General features: G+C 66.5%; 19 protein-coding genes. All 19 read right to left on the bottom strand.

Features of this window, described 5'->3' with window-relative positions; genetic code table 11:
* Window positions 1–2 precede the first annotated feature (2 nt).
* The 19 genes from MIC98_RS12720 to MIC98_RS12630 all read right to left on the bottom strand — a co-directional run bounded on the left by MIC98_RS12720 (window position 3) and on the right by MIC98_RS12630 (window position 18319).
* Complete coding sequence (locus tag MIC98_RS12720; RefSeq protein WP_011347554.1) at window positions 3–2870, bottom strand: conjugative transfer ATPase; 2868 nt, start codon at window positions 2868–2870, stop codon at window positions 3–5.
* Window positions 2870–3310 carry a TIGR03751 family conjugal transfer lipoprotein gene (locus tag MIC98_RS12715; RefSeq protein ID WP_011347555.1) on the bottom strand — a complete coding sequence of 147 codons (441 nt, stop codon included), beginning with the start codon at window positions 3308–3310 and terminating at the stop codon, window positions 2870–2872. Before MIC98_RS12715 ends, MIC98_RS12720 begins: the two co-directional genes overlap by 1 nt.
* Window positions 3291–4721, bottom strand: a complete 1431-nt coding sequence (locus MIC98_RS12710) for a TIGR03752 family integrating conjugative element protein (protein ID WP_011347556.1) — start codon at window positions 4719–4721, stop codon at window positions 3291–3293. The genes MIC98_RS12715 and MIC98_RS12710 overlap by 20 nt, the downstream gene beginning before the upstream one ends.
* Entirely contained in the window at window positions 4711–5625 is a 915-nt protein-coding gene (locus MIC98_RS12705; protein ID WP_011347557.1) for a TIGR03749 family integrating conjugative element protein, read from the bottom strand. The genes MIC98_RS12710 and MIC98_RS12705 overlap by 11 nt, the downstream gene beginning before the upstream one ends.
* Window positions 5622–6314, bottom strand: a complete 693-nt coding sequence (locus tag MIC98_RS12700) for a PFL_4703 family integrating conjugative element protein (RefSeq protein WP_011347558.1) — start codon at window positions 6312–6314, stop codon at window positions 5622–5624. Before MIC98_RS12700 ends, MIC98_RS12705 begins: the two co-directional genes overlap by 4 nt.
* Window positions 6311–6709, bottom strand: a complete 399-nt coding sequence (locus MIC98_RS12695) for a TIGR03750 family conjugal transfer protein (protein ID WP_011347559.1) — start codon at window positions 6707–6709, stop codon at window positions 6311–6313. The genes MIC98_RS12700 and MIC98_RS12695 overlap by 4 nt, the downstream gene beginning before the upstream one ends.
* Before the next feature lie 12 nt (window positions 6710–6721).
* On the bottom strand, window positions 6722–7078 hold the full coding sequence (locus MIC98_RS12690) for a TIGR03745 family integrating conjugative element membrane protein (protein ID WP_011347560.1): 357 nt from the start codon (window positions 7076–7078) through the stop codon (window positions 6722–6724).
* 17 nt (window positions 7079–7095) lie between these two features.
* Window positions 7096–7329, bottom strand: coding sequence for a TIGR03758 family integrating conjugative element protein (locus MIC98_RS12685; protein WP_011347561.1), 234 nt, complete (start codon window positions 7327–7329; stop codon window positions 7096–7098).
* Complete coding sequence (locus MIC98_RS12680) at window positions 7326–7706, bottom strand: RAQPRD family integrative conjugative element protein (RefSeq protein ID WP_011347562.1); 381 nt, start codon at window positions 7704–7706, stop codon at window positions 7326–7328. Before MIC98_RS12680 ends, MIC98_RS12685 begins: the two co-directional genes overlap by 4 nt.
* Before the next feature lie 98 nt (window positions 7707–7804).
* Window positions 7805–8554, bottom strand: a complete 750-nt coding sequence (locus MIC98_RS12675; protein WP_011347563.1) for a TIGR03747 family integrating conjugative element membrane protein — start codon at window positions 8552–8554, stop codon at window positions 7805–7807.
* On the bottom strand, window positions 8551–10743 hold the full coding sequence (gene traD / locus MIC98_RS12670; protein ID WP_046934842.1) for a type IV conjugative transfer system coupling protein TraD: 2193 nt from the start codon (window positions 10741–10743) through the stop codon (window positions 8551–8553). Before traD ends, MIC98_RS12675 begins: the two co-directional genes overlap by 4 nt.
* 4 nt (window positions 10744–10747) lie before the next feature.
* A complete protein-coding gene (locus MIC98_RS12665; RefSeq protein ID WP_011347565.1) occupies window positions 10748–11287 on the bottom strand; it encodes an integrating conjugative element protein in 540 nt (179 codons plus the stop codon).
* On the bottom strand, window positions 11284–11874 hold the full coding sequence (locus MIC98_RS12660) for a transglycosylase SLT domain-containing protein (protein ID WP_011347566.1): 591 nt from the start codon (window positions 11872–11874) through the stop codon (window positions 11284–11286). Before MIC98_RS12660 ends, MIC98_RS12665 begins: the two co-directional genes overlap by 4 nt.
* Window positions 11856–12581 (bottom strand): TIGR03759 family integrating conjugative element protein, encoded by a 726-nt coding sequence (locus MIC98_RS12655; RefSeq protein WP_011347567.1) that lies wholly within the window; start codon window positions 12579–12581, stop codon window positions 11856–11858. Before MIC98_RS12655 ends, MIC98_RS12660 begins: the two co-directional genes overlap by 19 nt.
* 12 nt (window positions 12582–12593) lie before the next feature.
* Window positions 12594–13220 carry a hypothetical protein gene (locus MIC98_RS12650; protein WP_011804738.1) on the bottom strand — a complete coding sequence of 209 codons (627 nt, stop codon included), beginning with the start codon at window positions 13218–13220 and terminating at the stop codon, window positions 12594–12596.
* Window positions 13217–13816 carry a PilL N-terminal domain-containing protein gene (locus tag MIC98_RS12645; protein WP_011347569.1) on the bottom strand — a complete coding sequence of 200 codons (600 nt, stop codon included), beginning with the start codon at window positions 13814–13816 and terminating at the stop codon, window positions 13217–13219. The genes MIC98_RS12650 and MIC98_RS12645 overlap by 4 nt, the downstream gene beginning before the upstream one ends.
* Before the next feature lie 188 nt (window positions 13817–14004).
* Window positions 14005–14976, bottom strand: a complete 972-nt coding sequence (locus tag MIC98_RS12640; RefSeq protein WP_228903379.1) for a hypothetical protein — start codon at window positions 14974–14976, stop codon at window positions 14005–14007.
* Window positions 14977–15109: 133 nt separating this feature from the next.
* Window positions 15110–17296, bottom strand: coding sequence for a c-type cytochrome (locus tag MIC98_RS12635; RefSeq protein ID WP_041835942.1), 2187 nt, complete (start codon window positions 17294–17296; stop codon window positions 15110–15112).
* Between the two features lie 336 nt (window positions 17297–17632).
* The gene (locus tag MIC98_RS12630; protein WP_239737401.1) at window positions 17633–18319 is read right to left on the bottom strand and encodes a hypothetical protein; all 687 of its coding nucleotides are present in this window, start codon (window positions 18317–18319) and stop codon (window positions 17633–17635) included.
* Between the last annotated feature and the right edge of the window lie 17 nt (window positions 18320–18336).

Genomic DNA, 18336 nt, shown 5'->3' with positions numbered 1-18336 from the left:
GCTTACGACAGTTCCAAGGCCGGCGACTCGATGCCGCGTGCTTGGTCGATCTTCTCGGCTACCTTGAAGGCCGCTTCCAGTTCGGTGCAGCCGTATTGCTGCATGAGCTGGTAGCGCTCGGCCTTCTCTTCGGGTTCGGTCTGCGCAAGCGCGAGGTACAGGCTTGGCGGCACGGCGCGGAACAGCACTTCCATGCTCTTGGAGAGGATGACTCCCTCGGTGAACTTGCCCGCCTCCTTGCGGGCCGACAGCATCAGCGCCTTCTGCGCGGGCGAGAGTTCGCGGAACCGCGCGATCTTCTCGACTTCATCGGGTGGCATGCTGAGGCAGATCCACCACTCGATCATGTTGAGCATTGGCTCCGCGGCGCGTGGCAGGTCGTCGATGTTCTGCGTCGCGAGCCAGAACCAGGCCCCCAATTTCCTCCACATCTTTGTAATTTTCACGACGTAGGGCGCGAGCAGCGGATTCTTCGTGATGATGTGTCCTTCGTCGGTCACATTGATGATCGGGCGCCCCAAATACTGGTCGCGTTCGGCGATGTTGTTCACCGTGCTGATCAGGCTGATATAGGCGATGGAGAGCTGTGCGTTGTAGCCCTCGCGGGCGTAGGTCGCCAGATCGACCAGGGTGATGTCGGCTTCCGGCCATGGTGTGCCGTCGCGGTCAAACATCTCGCCATCTGTGCCTTGGCAGAACATATCCATCGCATCCGCCATTTCCAGCAGTCGCACGCGGCGCATCTCGGGCAGCGTTGGGTCCTGGCCGCGGGTGCGCAGTGCATTGCGCACGTCGCGCGTGAGCACCGTGCGCTTCTCGGCCACGCAGTGCTCGGCGGCGTCGAGGATGCACTGGCGGATAAGCGAGCGATCGGCCCGCGTCATCCGGGCTTCTTCCTTGTCCTCGCCGCCGGTGATCATCAGCCGTGCCGTGATCTCCAGTTCGCCCAGCACGTCGCGCTGCTCGTCTGCCTCCATCGCCGCGACATCCGGTGGCAGGTCTTCGTCCAGCGCATCGGCATCGAGCGTCTGCACGTCGCTGGGCGTCTCGATCAGCCGGCGCGCGTCGGCGAAGGGGGCCAGGCTGATGCCCGAGCCGGGGGCCAGCTTGACCCGGTTCACGGTCAGGCCCAGGCGCTTGGCGAAGTCGCTGAACAGGCCGAAGCTGTTGCCGGCTTCCACGATGAACAGCCTTGGCCGGTAGATGGCCGTGACCTGATTCAATAGGTTGTTGAGCGTGGCGCTCTTGCCGGAGCCGGTGGGGCCGAACAGGAACAAGTGGGCGTTCATCTGTCGGTCTAGGCGGTTGAGCGGATCGAACGTGATCGGGCCGCCGCCGCGGTTGAACACGGTGATGCCGGGATGCCCGGTACCCTGGGCGCGGCCCCACACCGGCGATACGTTCGCGATGTGCTGCGCGAACATCAGTTGGGTGTACCACCTGCGCCGATCCTGGCCGGGGTTGTAGCAGCACGGCAGCCAGCGCAAGTAGCTGTTGAGTGGCGCCACCTCGTCGTCCTCGCGCACCGGCTGCAAGCCGGCGTTGAGCATCACGTTCGCCAGGTCCAGGCCGCGCCGGTCCAGTTCCGCCTCGTCGCGCCCGCGCAGGTAGAACGCCAGCGTTCCCCGGTAGAGCTTGTGCGCGCTGCCGATCAGGGACCGCGCCTCCTGCACGTCCTTGAGCGTCTGCTCCGACGCCAGCGTCTCGCCCACGGCCTTCTTCGCCAGGTGGTTCAAGTCCGCTTCCAGCACATCCTGCGGTGTGGCGACCATGGTGAGACACATCAAGGTGTCTTCCGGCATCTGGTCGAACAGGGTGTTGATCGCATCGCCCTTGCGGGTTTCGCCCGTCAGGTGACCCGTGGCGGGCGGCATGCGGAGCCGGTCGGTGATCAGCACACGGTGCGGCATGCCGTCGAAGTACCAGGTGCCGTGCTCCACGTCGGAGCGTGGCTGGCCGAAGAACAACCGCTGGCTGAAATCCCGCCCGCTCGCCAGCTCGATTTCGCCTTCCTCGGTCTCGTCGGGGTAGCGCGCCAGCGCGTAGAAGCGCTCCCGGTCCTCTGCACTCGGCCCGAGCATCGCGGGGCGCGGATTGAACCACCGCAGCAGCCAGTCGTGGACGTCGGCTGCGACCATGCGCCGTGCCTGGATGCCGGCGTTCGCCAAGCCGCCGCACAGGCGGTCGCAGACGATGTTCAGCATCTGCTCGGGTGTCTGGCCGCGGCGGCTTGCCTGCCCGGTGGCACGGCGATAGATCACCATGCGCACCCGCCGCGTCTGGCCGCGCCAGCGCAGCCGCGTGACTACCGTGTCCTCGAACAGGCCGCCCGGCTTGGCGACCGCGCGCAGATGGTGGCCGAAGAAGCGCAGGTAGAATTCGGTGAACGCGGTATCCCGGGCGCGCGGCTGCACATAGTCGCGCAGGGTCTGCATGTACTGGTCGAAGCTGGGCTCGTCCTGGGCGTAGAGCTGGAGCACCCAGGGGTTTTCGTCCAGCTCATCGAACGAGTCCTGGAGCGCGTTCTCCAAGGCATCGCGGGCATGCGCAAGCCAGCCGGGTTCCCGGCCCTCGGTGCCCAGCGGCACCAGCTCGTAGAAGGCAGCGACCGACTGCCCATCCTCCAGCAGCATGGACTTCGACTGCGGCAGGAACTCCACCCAAGGCAGCAGTTCCGCGAACGACGGTGCGACGTCGTACAGCGCCTGCTCGTCGGCTACCGTCGCCGGCCTGCGGCCCTGGACCGCTGCGCCAGGTTCGGGGATGCCGGCCTGGCGCAAGGCATCGACGTGGCGCTGCCAACCGTCCGGCTGCTCGTCGTCGCTGGCGCTGGATGCGGCCAGCTTCGGCCAGGGAAGTTTCCAGCGCATCAGTATTCCTCCACGCGCTCGCCCGGCATGGCGTACTGCACGCGCTGATAGAGGGGGAAGACCGTCGTGTAGCCCGGCACAGGTACAGGGTCCGAGCCCGCCAGGTGCGGATACACGTACATGACGAGATCGGGATTCGGCAGCCGGTGGAACTGGCGATAGACCTCGTTGCGCGCGGTGCGCGTGTAGCGCGTCTGCTCGGCGGGCGCGGCCTGCACGTCGGCCTCGGTCAGCGGCCGGCGCAGGCTCTGGCGGGCATCGAGCAACTGCCGGCGTGCCGCCTGGCCGGCGCTCCCGCCGCCGTCGCCGGCGTTCTGCTGCCAGATGTCCATCATCGTGCTGTCGCCGTGGGGCAGCAGCTTTTCCTTGCTGGTGGCGCAGCCGCCGAGCACCGCGACGGCGAGGGCCAGCGCCAGGCCCCTATTCAAGTTCGAGAGCATGGCTTTCTCCTGCGCGGTGATCGACCTTGCGGCCTTCGGGATCGAAGTCGATGGCGAGCGGCTTTTCGAGGTGGACGGCGACCTTCGCGCCGGGCTGGACATAGACGGCCGCGAACGCCTGCCCGTACAGCTTGTTCACCCAGTCCGCCATGTCGCGCACGCCACCGGCCAGGATGCGGCCCACGGCCTCGTTGCCCGAGATGCCGACGCTGCCGATGGAACCGTCGGCGCCGACGTAGGACATCTGGCCGCTGTCGCTGTCGATCAGCGAGGCCACGCCGGCACCGGCCGCGGTGATCAGGGCCTGCGAGCCGAGGTACTGCTGGGCGTTGCTGCGCCGCTCGCCGCTGACGCAAGGGATGCCATACGGATCGCTGATCCAGCCCAGGCCCCCGGTTTGAGAGTTCTGCTGCTGGTTGTTCTGCTGGTTGCCGTCGCGGTCTTCGGGGATGGTGCGGATCGTGCCGTCGTGGAAGACGAAGGTGATGCTGCGCACCTGACCGCGCACGCACGAAAGCGTCCAGTCGCCCGATGCGGTGCCGGAGAACACGGCGCCGGCCACGTCCGGGATGTCAATCCCGTTCGCGGTCAGGTTGTCTGGGCCGACCAGGATTTTGAACGGATACGGGTCGTTCACCGTCCCGTCGATCGGCACGCGGCCGATCAGCGCCGTCATCGCGACCGACCCCATCAGCGTCGAGTTGGTTGGCACGGTATAGACCGGCTTGGCGCTCTTGACGCCTGCCGCACGTGCGCCGGCGTTCGCCACGGTTTCCGCGGTCGTTTCCAGCGTGCTTTGCGCCGGGCCGAAGCTCGTCGGGAAGCTCATGCCGCTGCCCGCGCCACGACTGCCGTTGCGTCCCTCGGCCTTCTTCGCGTCGTCCGGTTCGACCCAGCGCATGCCGCCTTCCATGCCGGCCTCGTCGCCGTCGCGCAGCCCCAGGCCCACGGGCAGATCGGCATGGCCGCCGCCGCGCCCGCCGATGCTGTCCAGACGCCGCTGCAGGTCGGCGAGCAGCCCTTCGGTCTGCTGGCGCGCACTGGCCGCCTGTTCCTGGTCGCGGCGCAGGTTCGAGCGTTCGGATTCGAGGGCCGAATTGATGCGCTGATCGATGGAGTTCTCGCGCTGGCGCAGGCGCTGGTTTTCCTCGCGCTGCGACTTGTTGTCGGTCAGCGCGGTCTGAAGCTCGGTGCGCAACTGCTTCACCTGGGCGACGAGCGTTGCCACGGTATCGCGCGGGGTATCGCCTTCGATGCCCAACGCCTTCATTTCCTCGGGCGTGAGCTTGGAACCGGCATCCGCGGCGGGCGGTGCCGACGTGCTTCCGCCGGAGAACAGTCGGATGGCAACGAACAGCACCAGCAAGGCGACCGGGATCATCAGCCACTTGAGCAAGCCGTTACTGCGCATGGCGGGCCTCCTTGCCGTCCTCGGCTTCCGCTTCCGGCTGCGGCAGGTGCGCAGCCGGGTCGAAGCGGTGGATCGCCGGCAGCAGCGATTGCGCGAGGCCGCGTCCGCGTGTCACCAGGTACAGGACGGTCGTGTCCTCGGGCGTCCCGCGGGGGCCGAGCGCTTCGTGCTGGAAGGTGGCGGTGAGGAAATCGCCTTGCAGCACGCGCGGGTCGAGCGTGACCCAGCCGCTGCTGCTGTTGGTCAGACGCACGGCGGTGACCCACTGGTCTTCCAGACGCCACGACGCGAGAGCGACCGCGCGCACGGGCAGCGTCGGCATCAGCGTGCCAAGGTCGAGGCCACGGCGCAGGTTCACCCGCATGACGCCCGCCAGCGGCTCCACGGTGCGCAGGGGCGCGTAGAGGTTCTGCGCGGCGAAGCGCGTCAGGACGACCGGAACCGGCGTCTCGCGCCGCGCTGCCCGAGCGACTGACTGGTCCTGGGCGCGCGCCGGGTCCTCGTCGGCACCGCCTGCCTGATCGCCATAGCGCGCCGGGGTGCTGCTGCCCTCGACGATGCGCACCGGCTCCAGCTCGGCTTCGCCGTCCTTGGGCGGCTCGGCCGCGATGTCGAGCAGGATCAGCGCGCCGGTGTCGGCGTCCTGCAATTGCAGCCGCGTGGGCTCGATCGGCTCGCTGGCGCGCAGGTACACCGCGCCACCCGCGCTCTGCACGCGCAGGCGTTCGCCCACGCCTGCGGGCACGCCCACGCGGACGTTCCGGTCGATGAACACGATGCGCTCCTGGCCGACCTTCAGCGGCACCGCCAGCGGCATGCGCTCCCAGCGCAGGATTTCCACCGCCTGAGCGGGGGCCACGGCGACGGCCAGCAGCCCCAGCAGCGTGAGTACAGGATGCTTCATGGGGTGTTTTCTCCTTGGGGCGCTTGCGGAGACAGGCCGCCAGGCGCCGGGCGCGTCGGCTCCGGGGCGCTGATGCGCTGGGGCGCACCGTCGTAGCAGTCCAGCGCCAGGCCGAACGGGTTGCGGGCGGGATCGACGTCCACCCGCGTGACTTTCACCGGGTAGCGCACGAGAGCGCGCTTGACCTGCTCGGCGCCGTAGTACTCGTCGGCGGTGATGTCGAGCGTCACCACCCAGTCGCGGTCGGAGACCACGCGCACGCGCGCCGTGGGGTCGTCGCCGTAGCCGCGGCCGGGGATTTCGTAGATGCCGCGCACGCGCTGGCGCAGCTCGCCCGTGCTGCGGCGGTAGTCATAGTCCGCGCGCAGGAAGGCCTGGCAGGACGGGGTGAGGTACGGCGAGAGCGTATGGAGGTTGCGTGCGTAGTCCTCTTCGCCATTCGTCGGCCAGCGGTTCAGCGTCTGGAACACGTAGAACGTGAACGCATAGACCGATTCGGGCGGTACCTCCCACCATTTGCGGGTACTGCCGGAGCGCAGGTCGGGCGGGACGTGGATGGTCAGGTCGCGCGGGGCGCTCCACCAGCCGGCGCCCATGACCAGGGCGACGACGACCAGGGCCCCAGCGCCCAGGCGGAGCGTCTTGATGTGCGCCTGCAGGTGCGAAATTTCGTTCTTGAAACGGCTCATTGCGTGCTCCTGCGTGTGGTCCAGAAGCCCGAGCGCGAGATCAGCGCATGGCCGCCCACCCAGCCGGCCATCAGTGGATGGCGAGTGGCGATTCGCCATTGCAGTTGCCGATACAGCCAGGTGTCGGGACGTCCGCGCTTGAGCCGGCGCAGGATGCCGCCGCCGACGAAGATGCCCAGGGCCACACCCAGGACAACGAACGTCGGCGCGATGGCGATGGTGCGGAACACCCAGGACAACGGGGCACCGACCAGCAGGCCGGCGGCACCGGACAGGCCGCAGCAGATCCACAGCTCGTCGGCGGTGAGGCCGCGCACGACAACGGGATGACGGTTGAGCCGGTGCGGAAGGAACGTGACCGTCCCGTCCGCACGGACGTGCTGCTGCTCGGACATACCGGCCTCGCCTTACAGGATGCCGGTGGCTTCGGTGAGTAGCCAGATGCCGATTACGAGCAGCACGGCACCGATCGCGACGGTGAGGCCGAACTGGCCCCAGGTCTTGCGGCCGGTATGGATCTCCGCGTAGGTCCCGTAGGCGTGATAGCAGACGCCGATGAACATGGAGGCCACCACCAGCAGGGCCACCAGCATGATGATGTCGTAGCCGTAATTGCGGATGGTCTCCATGATGCCGTTGCCGGTGCCACGGGTCGGGTTCTCCAACTGCGGCAAGCCTTGCGGATACGACAGAACCGGAGGCGTGGCGAAGGCCAGCGCCACGGCGATGCGTTGGGCGATGCGGGAAGTGAGGATGGTTTGCATAGTCAGTCCCTTCAGGGTCAGGAGAGGAGGAAAAAAGTCAGCACGAGGTACATCGCCAGGAAGCGGACGACGACGCCGAGAAACTGGCGCTGGTTGAGTCGGTTCTCGGCCCAGCCGACATAGGCCGTGCGGATGGCCCAAACGCCCCACACGAGGAGCACCGCGAACACGACGCCGATCAGCACGGTCGCCATCGCGGAAGGCGCAATGCCGCTATTGGCTTGAAATGCCGAGATTTGGGCACCGTTCATGGCTTGCCTTCCGCAGTCGCCGTCGGCGATGGCGAAGCGGCCCGCTCGGCGCGGTAGTCGCCGGCCAGTTCGGAGGGATCGCGCGGCTGGGCACGCGACGGTGCGAGATGGGCCTGGATGCCGGCGCGCACGCGCGCCAGGTCAGCCAGCAGCCGCGGGTAGTCGAAGTGGTAGCGCTCGCCCGGCTGGACGGGGGCATGCGCGGCGCTGTCGGCGACGGAGCGCTCCAGCGCGCCGAGCTGGCGCAGCGCGGCGACCAGCTCCTGGCGCTGTGCGGGGGATTCGGCCAACGCCATCGGGGACTGACCCAGCAGGGCCGTCACGAGAAAGATGGGCACGCCGCGATGCGCGGCACGCTGCCAGATCGGAGCCAACATCGCGCCATTCCTGTGTGATCAGCAATGGCTTGATCGTGGGCAGCGAGGGGCTTTTAGGCCGCAAACAATAGGAACTCGCGCATGCCCGGATTGATGACCTAGAGGTACTTCTTGAAGCTCCCCGCGGTCAGGGAGACCGCCAGCCCCAGCAAGGCGGCGCTCGGCAGCAGGATCAGCAGCGGATGCACCGAGATCGGCAGCGCGAGGTACGTGACCCACGGCAGCACGGCCAGCGGCATCAGGCTCGCCTTCGCGCGGTGGTAGATGAAGCCGGATTCCCGGCCTGCGCCGAACCGGCGCACGTCCCGGCGCACCAGGCCGTCGATCAGGCCAACGAACGCGGCGGTGAAGATCAGCGGCAGCGTGAGCACCAGGATCAGAAGGCGCACCAGGAACGTGAGCGTCGTGAAAGCAGCGGCGATCAGGTAGCTCTCGGTCCAGACATAAACCTGGCTGATGTAGTAGCGGAAATTGTGCGTCTGTCCCTGGCTGGGAGCGCGGGCGCGTCCGGCGGTCTGGCTCATGCGTTCCAGCAGACCGGAGCGCACGAATACCCATTCGTAGCCGGTGTCCACCAGCTCGTGCGCCGTGCGCCCCGGCTCCTGCACGACCACGCTGCGCGTGAAGTGGCTGGACAGGTGCCCCAGTTCGTACTGCAACATCTCCTGCGAGTGCCGCCAGCCCTGGTCCTTCCAGAACAGGTGCATGCCGACGCACTCCACGACGATCGAGAACAGCAGCGAGCCGATCAGTACCCCGAGCAGCCGGAACGGCAAGGTGATGGTGCCGACGATCAGGCCCTGGCGCTGGTTCTGCTCCCTCTGCGCAGTCGAGGCGGCGTCCTTCATTGCGAGGCCTCGTTGCCGGCGCCATCGTCGCTGACGGTGGCCACCGCGGGAGGTTCGGCCGGAGCGGCGTCATCCAGCAGGTCGTCGGGCAGGCCTGTCTCCTGCAAGGCCGGGGAGCTGGTGAACTCCCACCACTGCGTCGCTTCGCTGTAGCTCTGGCGCATGTACCCGGCCAGTTGCTGCAAGTCTGCCGGCATCACCTCGTCCGGGTCCGGCGCCGGCAGCGGCATGCGCACTTTCCAAAGCTGGCCGCCCTGCAGCAGCGCGAAGCACTGGCCCTTGGGCAGGCCGACGACATGCGACGGCTCGATCATCGGCACGCTGGACATGCTGATGCGGTCCTGGGTGTTCGACGTGAAATCCGTCGCCCCGCGAATGTCCGAGCTGTCGGTCGCGCCGCTCACGATGGTGGTCGTATAGACCTCGACCTTCGGCAACTGCCTCGTTAGGAGTTCGGCCGTCGCGGTCTCCCTGACCCTCAGCATGAACAAATTGTTGAAATTTCCGATCACCTGACCGGCCTTGGCGCGGTTGCCGATGCGGGCCTCGATGTCCGAGAGGGTCTGCGTGTAGGCCGTGACTTGCAGGCCGGCACCGCCGCCTTTGTTGATGAGCGGGATGAACTCGTCGCCCATCAACTCGTTGAACTCGTCGGCATGGACATTGATCGGCACGCGCGCACCGGCCGATGCTCCCGGCAGGCCATCGTCGATCCCGTGCTTGTAGATGTGCCCGGCGACCGACACGAGATCGCTGAACATCGAGTTGCCCACCGCTGCGGCGACCTCGGCGTCGGACAGCGCGTCCAGGCCCACATAGACGATGGCCCTCTTACGGATGATCTGCATCCAGTCGAAGATCGGGCGCGGGTCGGTCAGGTCGGAATAGTTCGGGGCCAGGAGCTGGGCGATCTTGCCGCTTGTCAGCTTCTCCAGCAGCGGAAGCAGCGATGCGACGATCTTGTCGAAGTACGTCTTGTCGTAGCGAACCGCCGAGCGCAGGCCATCCAGCACCGGGTCGTAGTTGCGCGCCTGCGAGAGGTACTGCTCCAGCGCCACCACGCGCTTCTCGCGCCCGATCATGTTGCGCGGGATGTTCTTCTCGTTGAGCTTGGCCTCGATCTGGACGATCACCTCCCAGGCCTTGGGCTCCGTCTTGGCGAAGTAGTGCTGGGCGTACTCGATGAACAGCGCGTCGATGTTGATGACGTGCCGCTGGATCAGCATGTAGTCGGGCCGCTGTCCCAGCTCCACCAGGGCGCGGGCGATGATGTTGACGAATCGCCACGCAAACTCTCGGAAGGCGGCTGAGTTGCCTTCGCCGGAAAGCTGCCCCGCGACGCGGGTGGCCACCTCGCTGATGCGGCCGAAGCGGCCCACGGCGTTGTAGCGCGCGGAAATGTCCGGCCAGCCCAAATGGAAGACGTAGAACTCGCGCTCGCGGCCCGCTCGCTTGGCCTCGACGTACATCCGCTTGAGCAGGTCCGCGTCCCCCTTGGGATCGATGACGATCACGACCTCGTGCTCGTCCGCGGCGTTCTTGCGCCGGATGTCCTGGGTCACGAACAACTCGGCCAGTCGCGTCTTGCCTACGCGCGTAGTGCCCAGCACCAGCGAGTGCCCGACGCGCTCGCCCAGCGGCAGGCTGACGTCCACCTCGTCGGGTTCGATGCCGTGCAGGCGCGGCAGGCCGCCAACAGGCGGCAGCGGCCGCACCGGGTTGAAAGGCACGTCCCAGCCGGTGAGCGCAGGCAGCCGGGACAGCGGGAACGGGGCGAACTCCAGCCGTTCTTCCAGGCGACGCGCCAGCCGGTAGGCCGGTGTCGGCTCGGCGTAGCGGCGGAACTCCGGCCGGTACGTCTGCATGAGCCTATGGGTATGCTTCTGCTCCCACAAGAACCCACGCCCCACGAACAGCCGCTGCTGGCTGACCGGCACGTCCCTGCTGGTCATCACGTAGCGCGGCAGGCGGCGGATGTTGCGCCGGTAGCGCAGGATGACCCGGGCATCGCGGTAGCGGATGGCGCCGTAGGCCCCGAACGCCAGCGCGCTGCCGACGCCCATGGCGGGGCTCAGCGCGAGCGACCAGGGTGCCACCAGGGACAGAAACGCGGCGCCTGCACACGCCGCGACGGTATATAGCTCCACCGCTGGGCGAAGCAGTACCTCAACTGGCTGTTTCCCCGACATGGCTTCATTGCTCGATGCCGGTGGCCGTGATCAGCGCCGGGTAGTGCTGCAGGCCCAGGCGCTCGGCCAGGTCGTCGCCGGACACGGGTGCGAGCGGCACGCCGGGCACCAGGGCGCGCAACCGCGCCAAGGCCTGCACGGTCTCGATGTTGACCACCAGGCCGACCGCGCCGCGCTCGCGCAGCGCAACCGCACGGCGACGCAGCCAGGCCCGGGAAGTTTCGTCGTCGCCGACGACCACGAAAGGCCGCAGACCCGGAGCCTCGATGACCCGCTGCGCGACGGTGCCGGGTGTGAGCTTGGCGCTGCGTACCGGCAGCATCGCGGCCTCGTCTGCCGGCGTGGAGGGAACCTGGGGCATCGGGATCGGCGGCCGGGCCGGCGCTCCGGCGCGCGGCTGGAGGTTCAGGGCTTCGTAGTACGGCAGCGCCGCCGCGCCGCCCCGGTCTTCGACCACGATCAGCGGCTCGCCGGCACGCGAGGCCAGCGGCAGGCCCGCCAGCAGTACGAGCAGACCCCGAAAGGCCAGATGGGATGTCGTCATGGGGATGTCTCCTGGCGCGCGGCGAGGGCCGCGGCGGCTGGGCGCGCGCCCTGCACACGGGCAAGGTGGCGGGACACGCTACGGCGATAGCGGGCAGCGGGTTCACCGCCCGCGGGGCGGTGGTAGCGGCCGATCGCCAGCAACCAGTCCTCGCCGGGGGCGTGCTGTTCCTTCAGGATCTCGGCAGCGGTGGCGAGGTTGCGGTACGGGTCGAGCAAGTCGCACGCATTGGCGTAGCGCCGCTGGTGATAGCCGAGGTTGATCTGGCCCAGGCCCGCGTCGATGCGCGTGTGCGGCGTGGAGCGCATCGCCTGCTGGAGACCTGCGCAGGCATCGGCGCGCGTGGCAAAGCGGCGCGACTGGCCGGCGACGTTGAGGGACCACGGCCACGGGACGGTGCGACCGTTGCGGCGGATGCCGCTCTCCTGCAAGGCCACGGCGTAGAGCACCGTCGAAGGGATGCCTGCTCGCTGGGCGGCAAGCTGGTAGGCCGGTGGCGGAACCTCCTGGGCCTGGGCTACGCAGGCGCACAAGCCAGCGACGAGCATCAGTGCGCGCAGGGGGACGGCTACGGCTGGCGCTGCCATTGGCCGTTCACCTCGCGCACGACCGCGGGCAAGTCGCCGGGCAGGCCCAGCGACAGCCAGCGGCCGCCGTCATGGTTCAGCGTGATGGTGCCGCCGCGCACGCGCGCAGGATCGACGTTCGCGCGCTTGGCCCAATCGCGGATGCGCCCGTCGTCCTGGCGGCTACCCACCATGTACAGGTCGAACTCGGTGCCCGCCGATTGCAGACGCTGCACGAGCTGGTCGCAGGCCGCGCAACCGTCCTTCACGAACACCGCCGTGCGACCCGAGCCGCGCGTGGCTCCGGCCGCTGGCTTGTCGTCAGGCAGGTTTACCCGTTGCATGCCGGGGTTCAAGCGCTGCCAGGCCTCGTCGTAGGCACGCTGATAGGCGAGCAGCTTCTCCACGCGGCGCGCTTCGACTTGCACTTGCAGTTCGGCATAGCGCCGCCGTTCTTCATCGGTGCGGGCCTCGATGCCCAGGGCCGACAGCGGGTCCAGATTGGGCGAGTAGATGCCCAAGGGCCCGTCCATCAGTTCGCGGTAGCGCGCCCATTCCTGTGGTTGCAGCCCCCAGTCGCTTGCCACCCGGTCGTCCAGGGCGCGGGTGGCCAGCGGGCGCTCCTGGCTCTGCGCATTGCGGGCGGGAGCGGAGGTGGGCTGCTGGGCCCAGGCGGGCCACTGGGCCGAGGCCAGCAGGAACGCGGAGAGGATGATCGACGGCTTCATGGTGTGCTCCGATCAGGGAATCGCCACGCGGCGGATTTGGGCGCCGGCCTGGAACACCGCGGTGCTGCCCTCGACGGTCTGCAAGCGCCACGGGCCGACCGCATCGCCGGGCAGCAGCACCTGGAGCTGGTCGGGCGTGAAGTCCCCGCCGCTCGGCGCGACGGACACGCTGCGCTGGCCGGCGCGCAGTTCGGCACTGACGATGCGGAACGGGAACGGCGGTGGTTCGGATTTGGCGGCGGGCTTGCTCGGTGCGCGAGCCGCGCGCGCAGCGGTCTGGCGCGTCTTGATCTGCTCGACCTCGGCGCGCAGTGCCTGAAGATCGTCGGCAGCGGCGTAGCCGCTGAGCGATTTCTCGACCTGGGCCGCGCGTGCTTCCAGGATTTGGCGGGTGTCTTTGAGGTCTGCCGCCGTGGCGACGGCCGGACGCTGCTGGATGGCCTCGACGGCCTCGGCCAGGCCTGTTGCCTGCGCTTCCAAGCGTTGCAGGCGGGAATCGAGGCGATCTTGGTCGGCCTGGTCGTTCATGGCCTGGTAGCCCAGGGCCACCAGAACACTGAGGCCGATCAGCCAGAGCCACATCAGGCTCTGCACCACCACGGCGGCCGTTGAACGGTGGGCGGGCTGCGGGGCGTTCATGGCTGACCTTCCGATGCCTCGGGCACCAGCGGGAACGTCTGCACCGCCTCGGTGGCGGGCGGCGCGGGTACGTTGTCGGCGGTCATGCTGTCGCCGGGCCGCTCGAAGCAGATTTGCCGCGCGCGGTCATCCGCGTGCAGTTCCCAGGCCGGACCAGCCAGGGTGAGCAGCGCATCGCGCAGGGTCATGGGGCCGAGGTGCAGGTGCGCCGCCGGCAGCGGCAGGGTGTACAGCTCGATCACCGCGTGCGCCGTCCGGCACAAGCCGTAACCGCTGCGCTTGAGCACATGCCGTAGCCCGTCGCCGACCGTGGCGCGTGCATCCTCGGGCATCGACACGTCGATGGTCTGCAACAGCAGGTCGCGCTGCGCTGCTGTTGGTGCCAGTTCCACGAGGGTGTAGCGGTCGTAGCGCACGACGGGGATGTACTCGGGCGCCTCGGGTACGGGCGCGGCCGAGACTTCCTCGATGGTGTCGGGCGCGACCGGCGCGCTCGCCGTCGCGCAGCCGCCAGCCAGCACCGACCAAAGCAGGCCGAGAAAACCCGCCAGCAGGCGGCGTTCGGGATGGTGAAACCAGGGGGGAGAGGGGCACATGGCTCGGCGTCCTGAAACATCGAGCCCTCACCATCGCCGCTCAAGCGGTGCGCGGCAGCAAACAATACGATCTGCGGATTATCCGATTATCGGCATGCCGTTAGTGACGGCCGGGTCGCTCCCCTAGGACAGAAGCCATGTCGGGTGGATCAGAAGCCCTGCGCCAGCGGTGGGTCATGATCGTCTGTTCAGAATGCGAGTTGCGTCCACAAGCCTGCCTCGTGACTCTCTATCCGCACGTTCGCCATCTCCTGCAGCACGCGCTTGCCTACTGCTGCCAGACGCAGGTGACGATTGGGTTTCCACTCCACACCGATCACGTGGTAACGCTCCTGCATGCGTGGGTCGATGTCCAGGCTCATGCGAGTCATGTCGTGGCGGGTGAACAGCGCATACCGAGGGGTGATCTGGTGGCTCGCCCATGCCGACCATCCACGCTGGTCATCGTCACCGGGCTTGGTGACCCGGGTCCAATTGTCGGCGTGGAAATACTGCCCGCCGATGCGTCCACGTTCGCCGACCCAACTGGCCATGGCATTCCAGCGCCGCGCGGTGTGCTCGCGCGGTTTGTGACCGGCATCCTGGGCGCGGGTGCCGCGGTAACCGCCCACTGCCAGCTCTAGGCGTTTGCCTGGCGTCCAGCCGAGCCTCATCTCAACATCGGCCCGCTTGCCCAGGCGAGGTCGCTGGAAGCCCGCGCCGGTCACGATCGATGCGGCATAGGTGAAATCCCCACGCACATACTGGACGTGCGCTCCGTAGTCTGCCGGTGCGCCCATCTTGGTACGTGCGATCAGGCCGGCATCGATGTAGCGGTAGCCTTCACGCATTGACTCCTGTTGAATCCATGCCGTCGGCGCATTACCCAGACGCAGCCAGCGGCCCTTGCCGAAGCTGCGCTGCAGGTAGGCATGGCGCAGCCACACGTCGCTCGGATCGTCGTTGCGCAGCCACTGCACGTCGGTCGTTACCTGCGCTGACCAATTCTGGTTGAAGCGATGGTCAAGGGTAATAAAAGTGCGCTTCAGATCCAGCGCCGGGTCTTCGTCGGCGCTGGTCACGTCGCCTCGGTCGAGCTGGCTGGCGTTGATGAATATTTGCGCCGACACGTCGGTGGCAGGTGCCACATTCACTGCCAGCGCCGGTGCGCAGGACAACATCAGTACCACCGGCAGTGTTTTCCAAGGAATGAGCCGGACTGATTCTCCCCTGGTCTCGGTTGCTGCGCGTGGCATGCCTTCGACTGCATGCGACCCATAGGGTGCGTGCAGCCCCATATGTCTATCAACACCCTTAATAGCGCGCATCAGCGGGCTTCTTATCGTTGGGCCAGTCCTTACCCTTGGGCGCAAAATCCGGGCGATCCATGTGGGTGAAATATTCGGCCACGTCCACGGCCTCTTGGTCAGTGAGCCCTCCTTGGCCGAGTGGGAAATGGGTGCCAAATGCGATGGGCATGTTCCGCTTGACGAAGGCCGCCGCTGTGTAGGTGCGGGCCATGCCGGCGCCGATGTTGAAGGACTCGCCGCCCCACAGCGGTGGATAGACCATCTCGCCCTTGGCGTTCCTGACACCTTCCCCGTTCGCGCCGTGGCACAGCGCGCACTGGGCGGCATAGATGCGCTTGCCGTTCTCGGTGTTGGGGATGAGCGTTTGATCGACCTTGCCCACGCCGCGGCCTTCCACCTTGTCTTCGGGCTTGGTTTCTCGCTTCATCCAGTCGAAGTAGGCGACCATCGCCTTCATCTCGTCGCTGGTGATGGGCAATGGCTTGCCGTGCATCGAGCGCTGGAAGCATCCGTTGATGCGCTCTTCCAGCGTGATGACGCGACCTGCGCGCGAGGCGTAGCTGGGGAAGAACGCGGAGACCCCGACATAGGGCGAGCCGTCGGCCACCGTGCCGGCATTCAGGTGGCAACTGGCGCAGTTGAGCTTGTTGCCCACATTGCTCGGCAGCATGCGCGCCGTGTCGATGTTCAGGCGTGCCCCCAACACCAGTTGCTCCGCGTTCTTTTCCTTGAGCATCTCTGCCAGGCGCGGTGTCTCGAACGGACGGTGATTGTCGGCGGTGGCGTCAAGGTGCTTGCGGGCGCGGCTTACTTCGCTGGCTCTGATTTCATGAGCGTCGGCCCGTCCCCAGGCGCGGCGTGTGAAGTTCAGGATTTCGGCGATCTCCTGGTCGCTCAACTGCGCGAACGAAGGCATCGTCAGTGGCCGTGCATGACTTTGCGTGACCGGCGCCTGCCAGCCCGTCAGCATGATGTGGATCAGCGTGGCCGGGTCCTGCGATTGCAGGGTGTTGTTGCCGGCCAGCGACGGGAACGCATTGGGTACACCATCGCCGTTGGAGCGGTGGCAGTCGGCACAGAATTGCAGGTAGCCAAGGCCACCGCGCGTAGTGAAGATGTCACCGGGCACTTCGCCGGGTTTGGCCATGCCACCAGTCCGGTACGGTGGGATGCCAGACTCCGGGCCCTGGGCGAGCTGCATGGGTAGGTCGTCCTCGCCGGGCGGCAACGATTTCAGAAAGATGCCGATGGCCATCAGGTCGTCGTCGGTCATGTACTGGGTGCTGTGCTGCACCACATCCACCATGTTGCCGGAGACGGTGCCGTGCTTGTTGCGTCCGGTCTTGAGCATCTCGGCGGTTTCCTCCGGGGTCCAGAGGTTGCGCAGGCTCAGAGCACGCCAGCCTTCGACGGTTTCACCGGCCAGGAACAGGTGGCCGGCGGAGCCCTCGCTGGTCATGGTCTTCTCCTGGAAGCCAACGCCGCGAGGCGTGTGACAGGCACCGCAATGGCCTAGCCCCTGCACGAGGTACGCCCCTCGGTTCCACACCTCGTTCTTGTCCTGCACAGGCTGGAAGGGTTCGTCTTCCAGGAACACCGCGTTCCAAAGCGCCAGCCCCCAGCGCTGGTTGAACGGAAAGCCCATATCCGAAGGCCGATTCGCTTGTTCGACGGGCGTGACGCCGTGCATCAAGTAGGCATAAAGCGCCTTCATGTCGTCCGGCGTCATCTTCGCGTAGGACGGGTACGGCATGGCCGGATACAGGTTGTGACCATCGGCCGCCACCCCAAGGCGCATGACGCGGTCAAACTGCTCCAGGCTGTAACCGCCGATGCCCGTGGCCTTGTCCGGCGTGATATTGGTGGAATAGAGCTTGCCGAAAGGCGTTTCCAGCGCAAGGCCACCTGCCATGGGCTTGGAAGGCTCAGACGTATGGCAGGCAACGCAATCGCCCAAGCGCGCGACGTAGCGGCCCTGTTCAACCAGCTGGTGCTGCTGCGGGGTCAACTCGGTCGCGCCGCTGACCGGGAGACCATCATCATTCACTGCGACACGGGAAGTGCGCGTGTTGAACACGGCCACCGCCAGCCATATCAAAAATACCGCTCCCACCAATGCGACCGAAAGCATCAATAGGCGGCGCTTCCTGCCGGAAGGATGTGTGGATTCGAGAAGGTGCCTCTTGGCCATTGCGAGCATCCATTGACGTCCAATGACTGAAGTATGGGTGCTGGCCGAATTTGTTTGATTGATCTAAATCAATCGGTAAGTTTATGATTTATATTGAAAAATAAATCCCTGATAGATTATTTCATATGTCGATTAGTTGAAAATTAAGACTCGTTCTTTATCGTTTTAATGGCTCGGTGGAAATAAAGGCGGCGACTGGTTGTTTTCTTTTCCGATGCGTCGATGGGTGATTGAAATATCTTCTGGTTTGCTGCGGGACGTAACTCCTGGTCTGCGTCCGCGTGTCAAAAAAACAGGCCCCGAAGGGCCTGTGAAAACGCACATCGAACTTGCCGATCAAATCTGAGCCGGCTTCAGGCCGGGATCGACCTGCGCCAGTTGGGCGTGCGGCCAGCAGCGCACGAGCTGCCCGTTCTCGCCGAGGGGCCGATTCGCCACGGCCGCCGAATGCTCGTCGGTGTCGCTGGTGTCGTAGCAGACAACCTTGATCTCGCCGCTGTCGCAGCGAATGGAGTGGATCTGGCCGTCGGTCATATCGACTACGACGACCTGCGGGACAAGGCCCAGTTCGCGCGCTGCCGACACGATGGCTTCCTGTTCGGCCATATCAAAGCAAACGAACGGTCCTTCATACCCGGATTCCTCGGCCAGTGCTTCGGCCTTGTCGTAGTGGACACCTAGGTCGTATTCCTCCTGGGTGGCGCTGACGATGAATACCGGCATGTCGGGCATGCCCGAAGCGTTGACGCAGGCGACCATGACTGGCGTGCCGAAGTCACTACGATGCGTGACCGCGGTCGATACGGTGGCCGCAGCCTCGTCGCCGTCATCCAAGCCCATGCGCTCCCGCATTTCGGAGACGAACGTCTCGGGAGGCATAAGACCGTAGCGCGCCAAGCGTGCCGGGACATCTTCTGCGCACAGGTTTCCGTCTTCGATGCGCTGTCGCAGGAAATCAGCGATCTCGGCTTCCAGTTTCAGGCGGGCGCTGACGGTTTCGGAAGATTGGGTGTTGGTGCTCATGGAAATCTCCTTGGGAT

Source organism: Stenotrophomonas sp. NLF4-10, assembly GCF_022359915.1.
Taxonomy (GTDB): Bacteria; Pseudomonadota; Gammaproteobacteria; order Xanthomonadales; family Xanthomonadaceae; genus Stenotrophomonas; species Stenotrophomonas daejeonensis.
The sequence above is the reverse complement of the archived record's forward strand: the minus strand, read 5'-3'. Positions and strand labels throughout refer to the sequence as shown.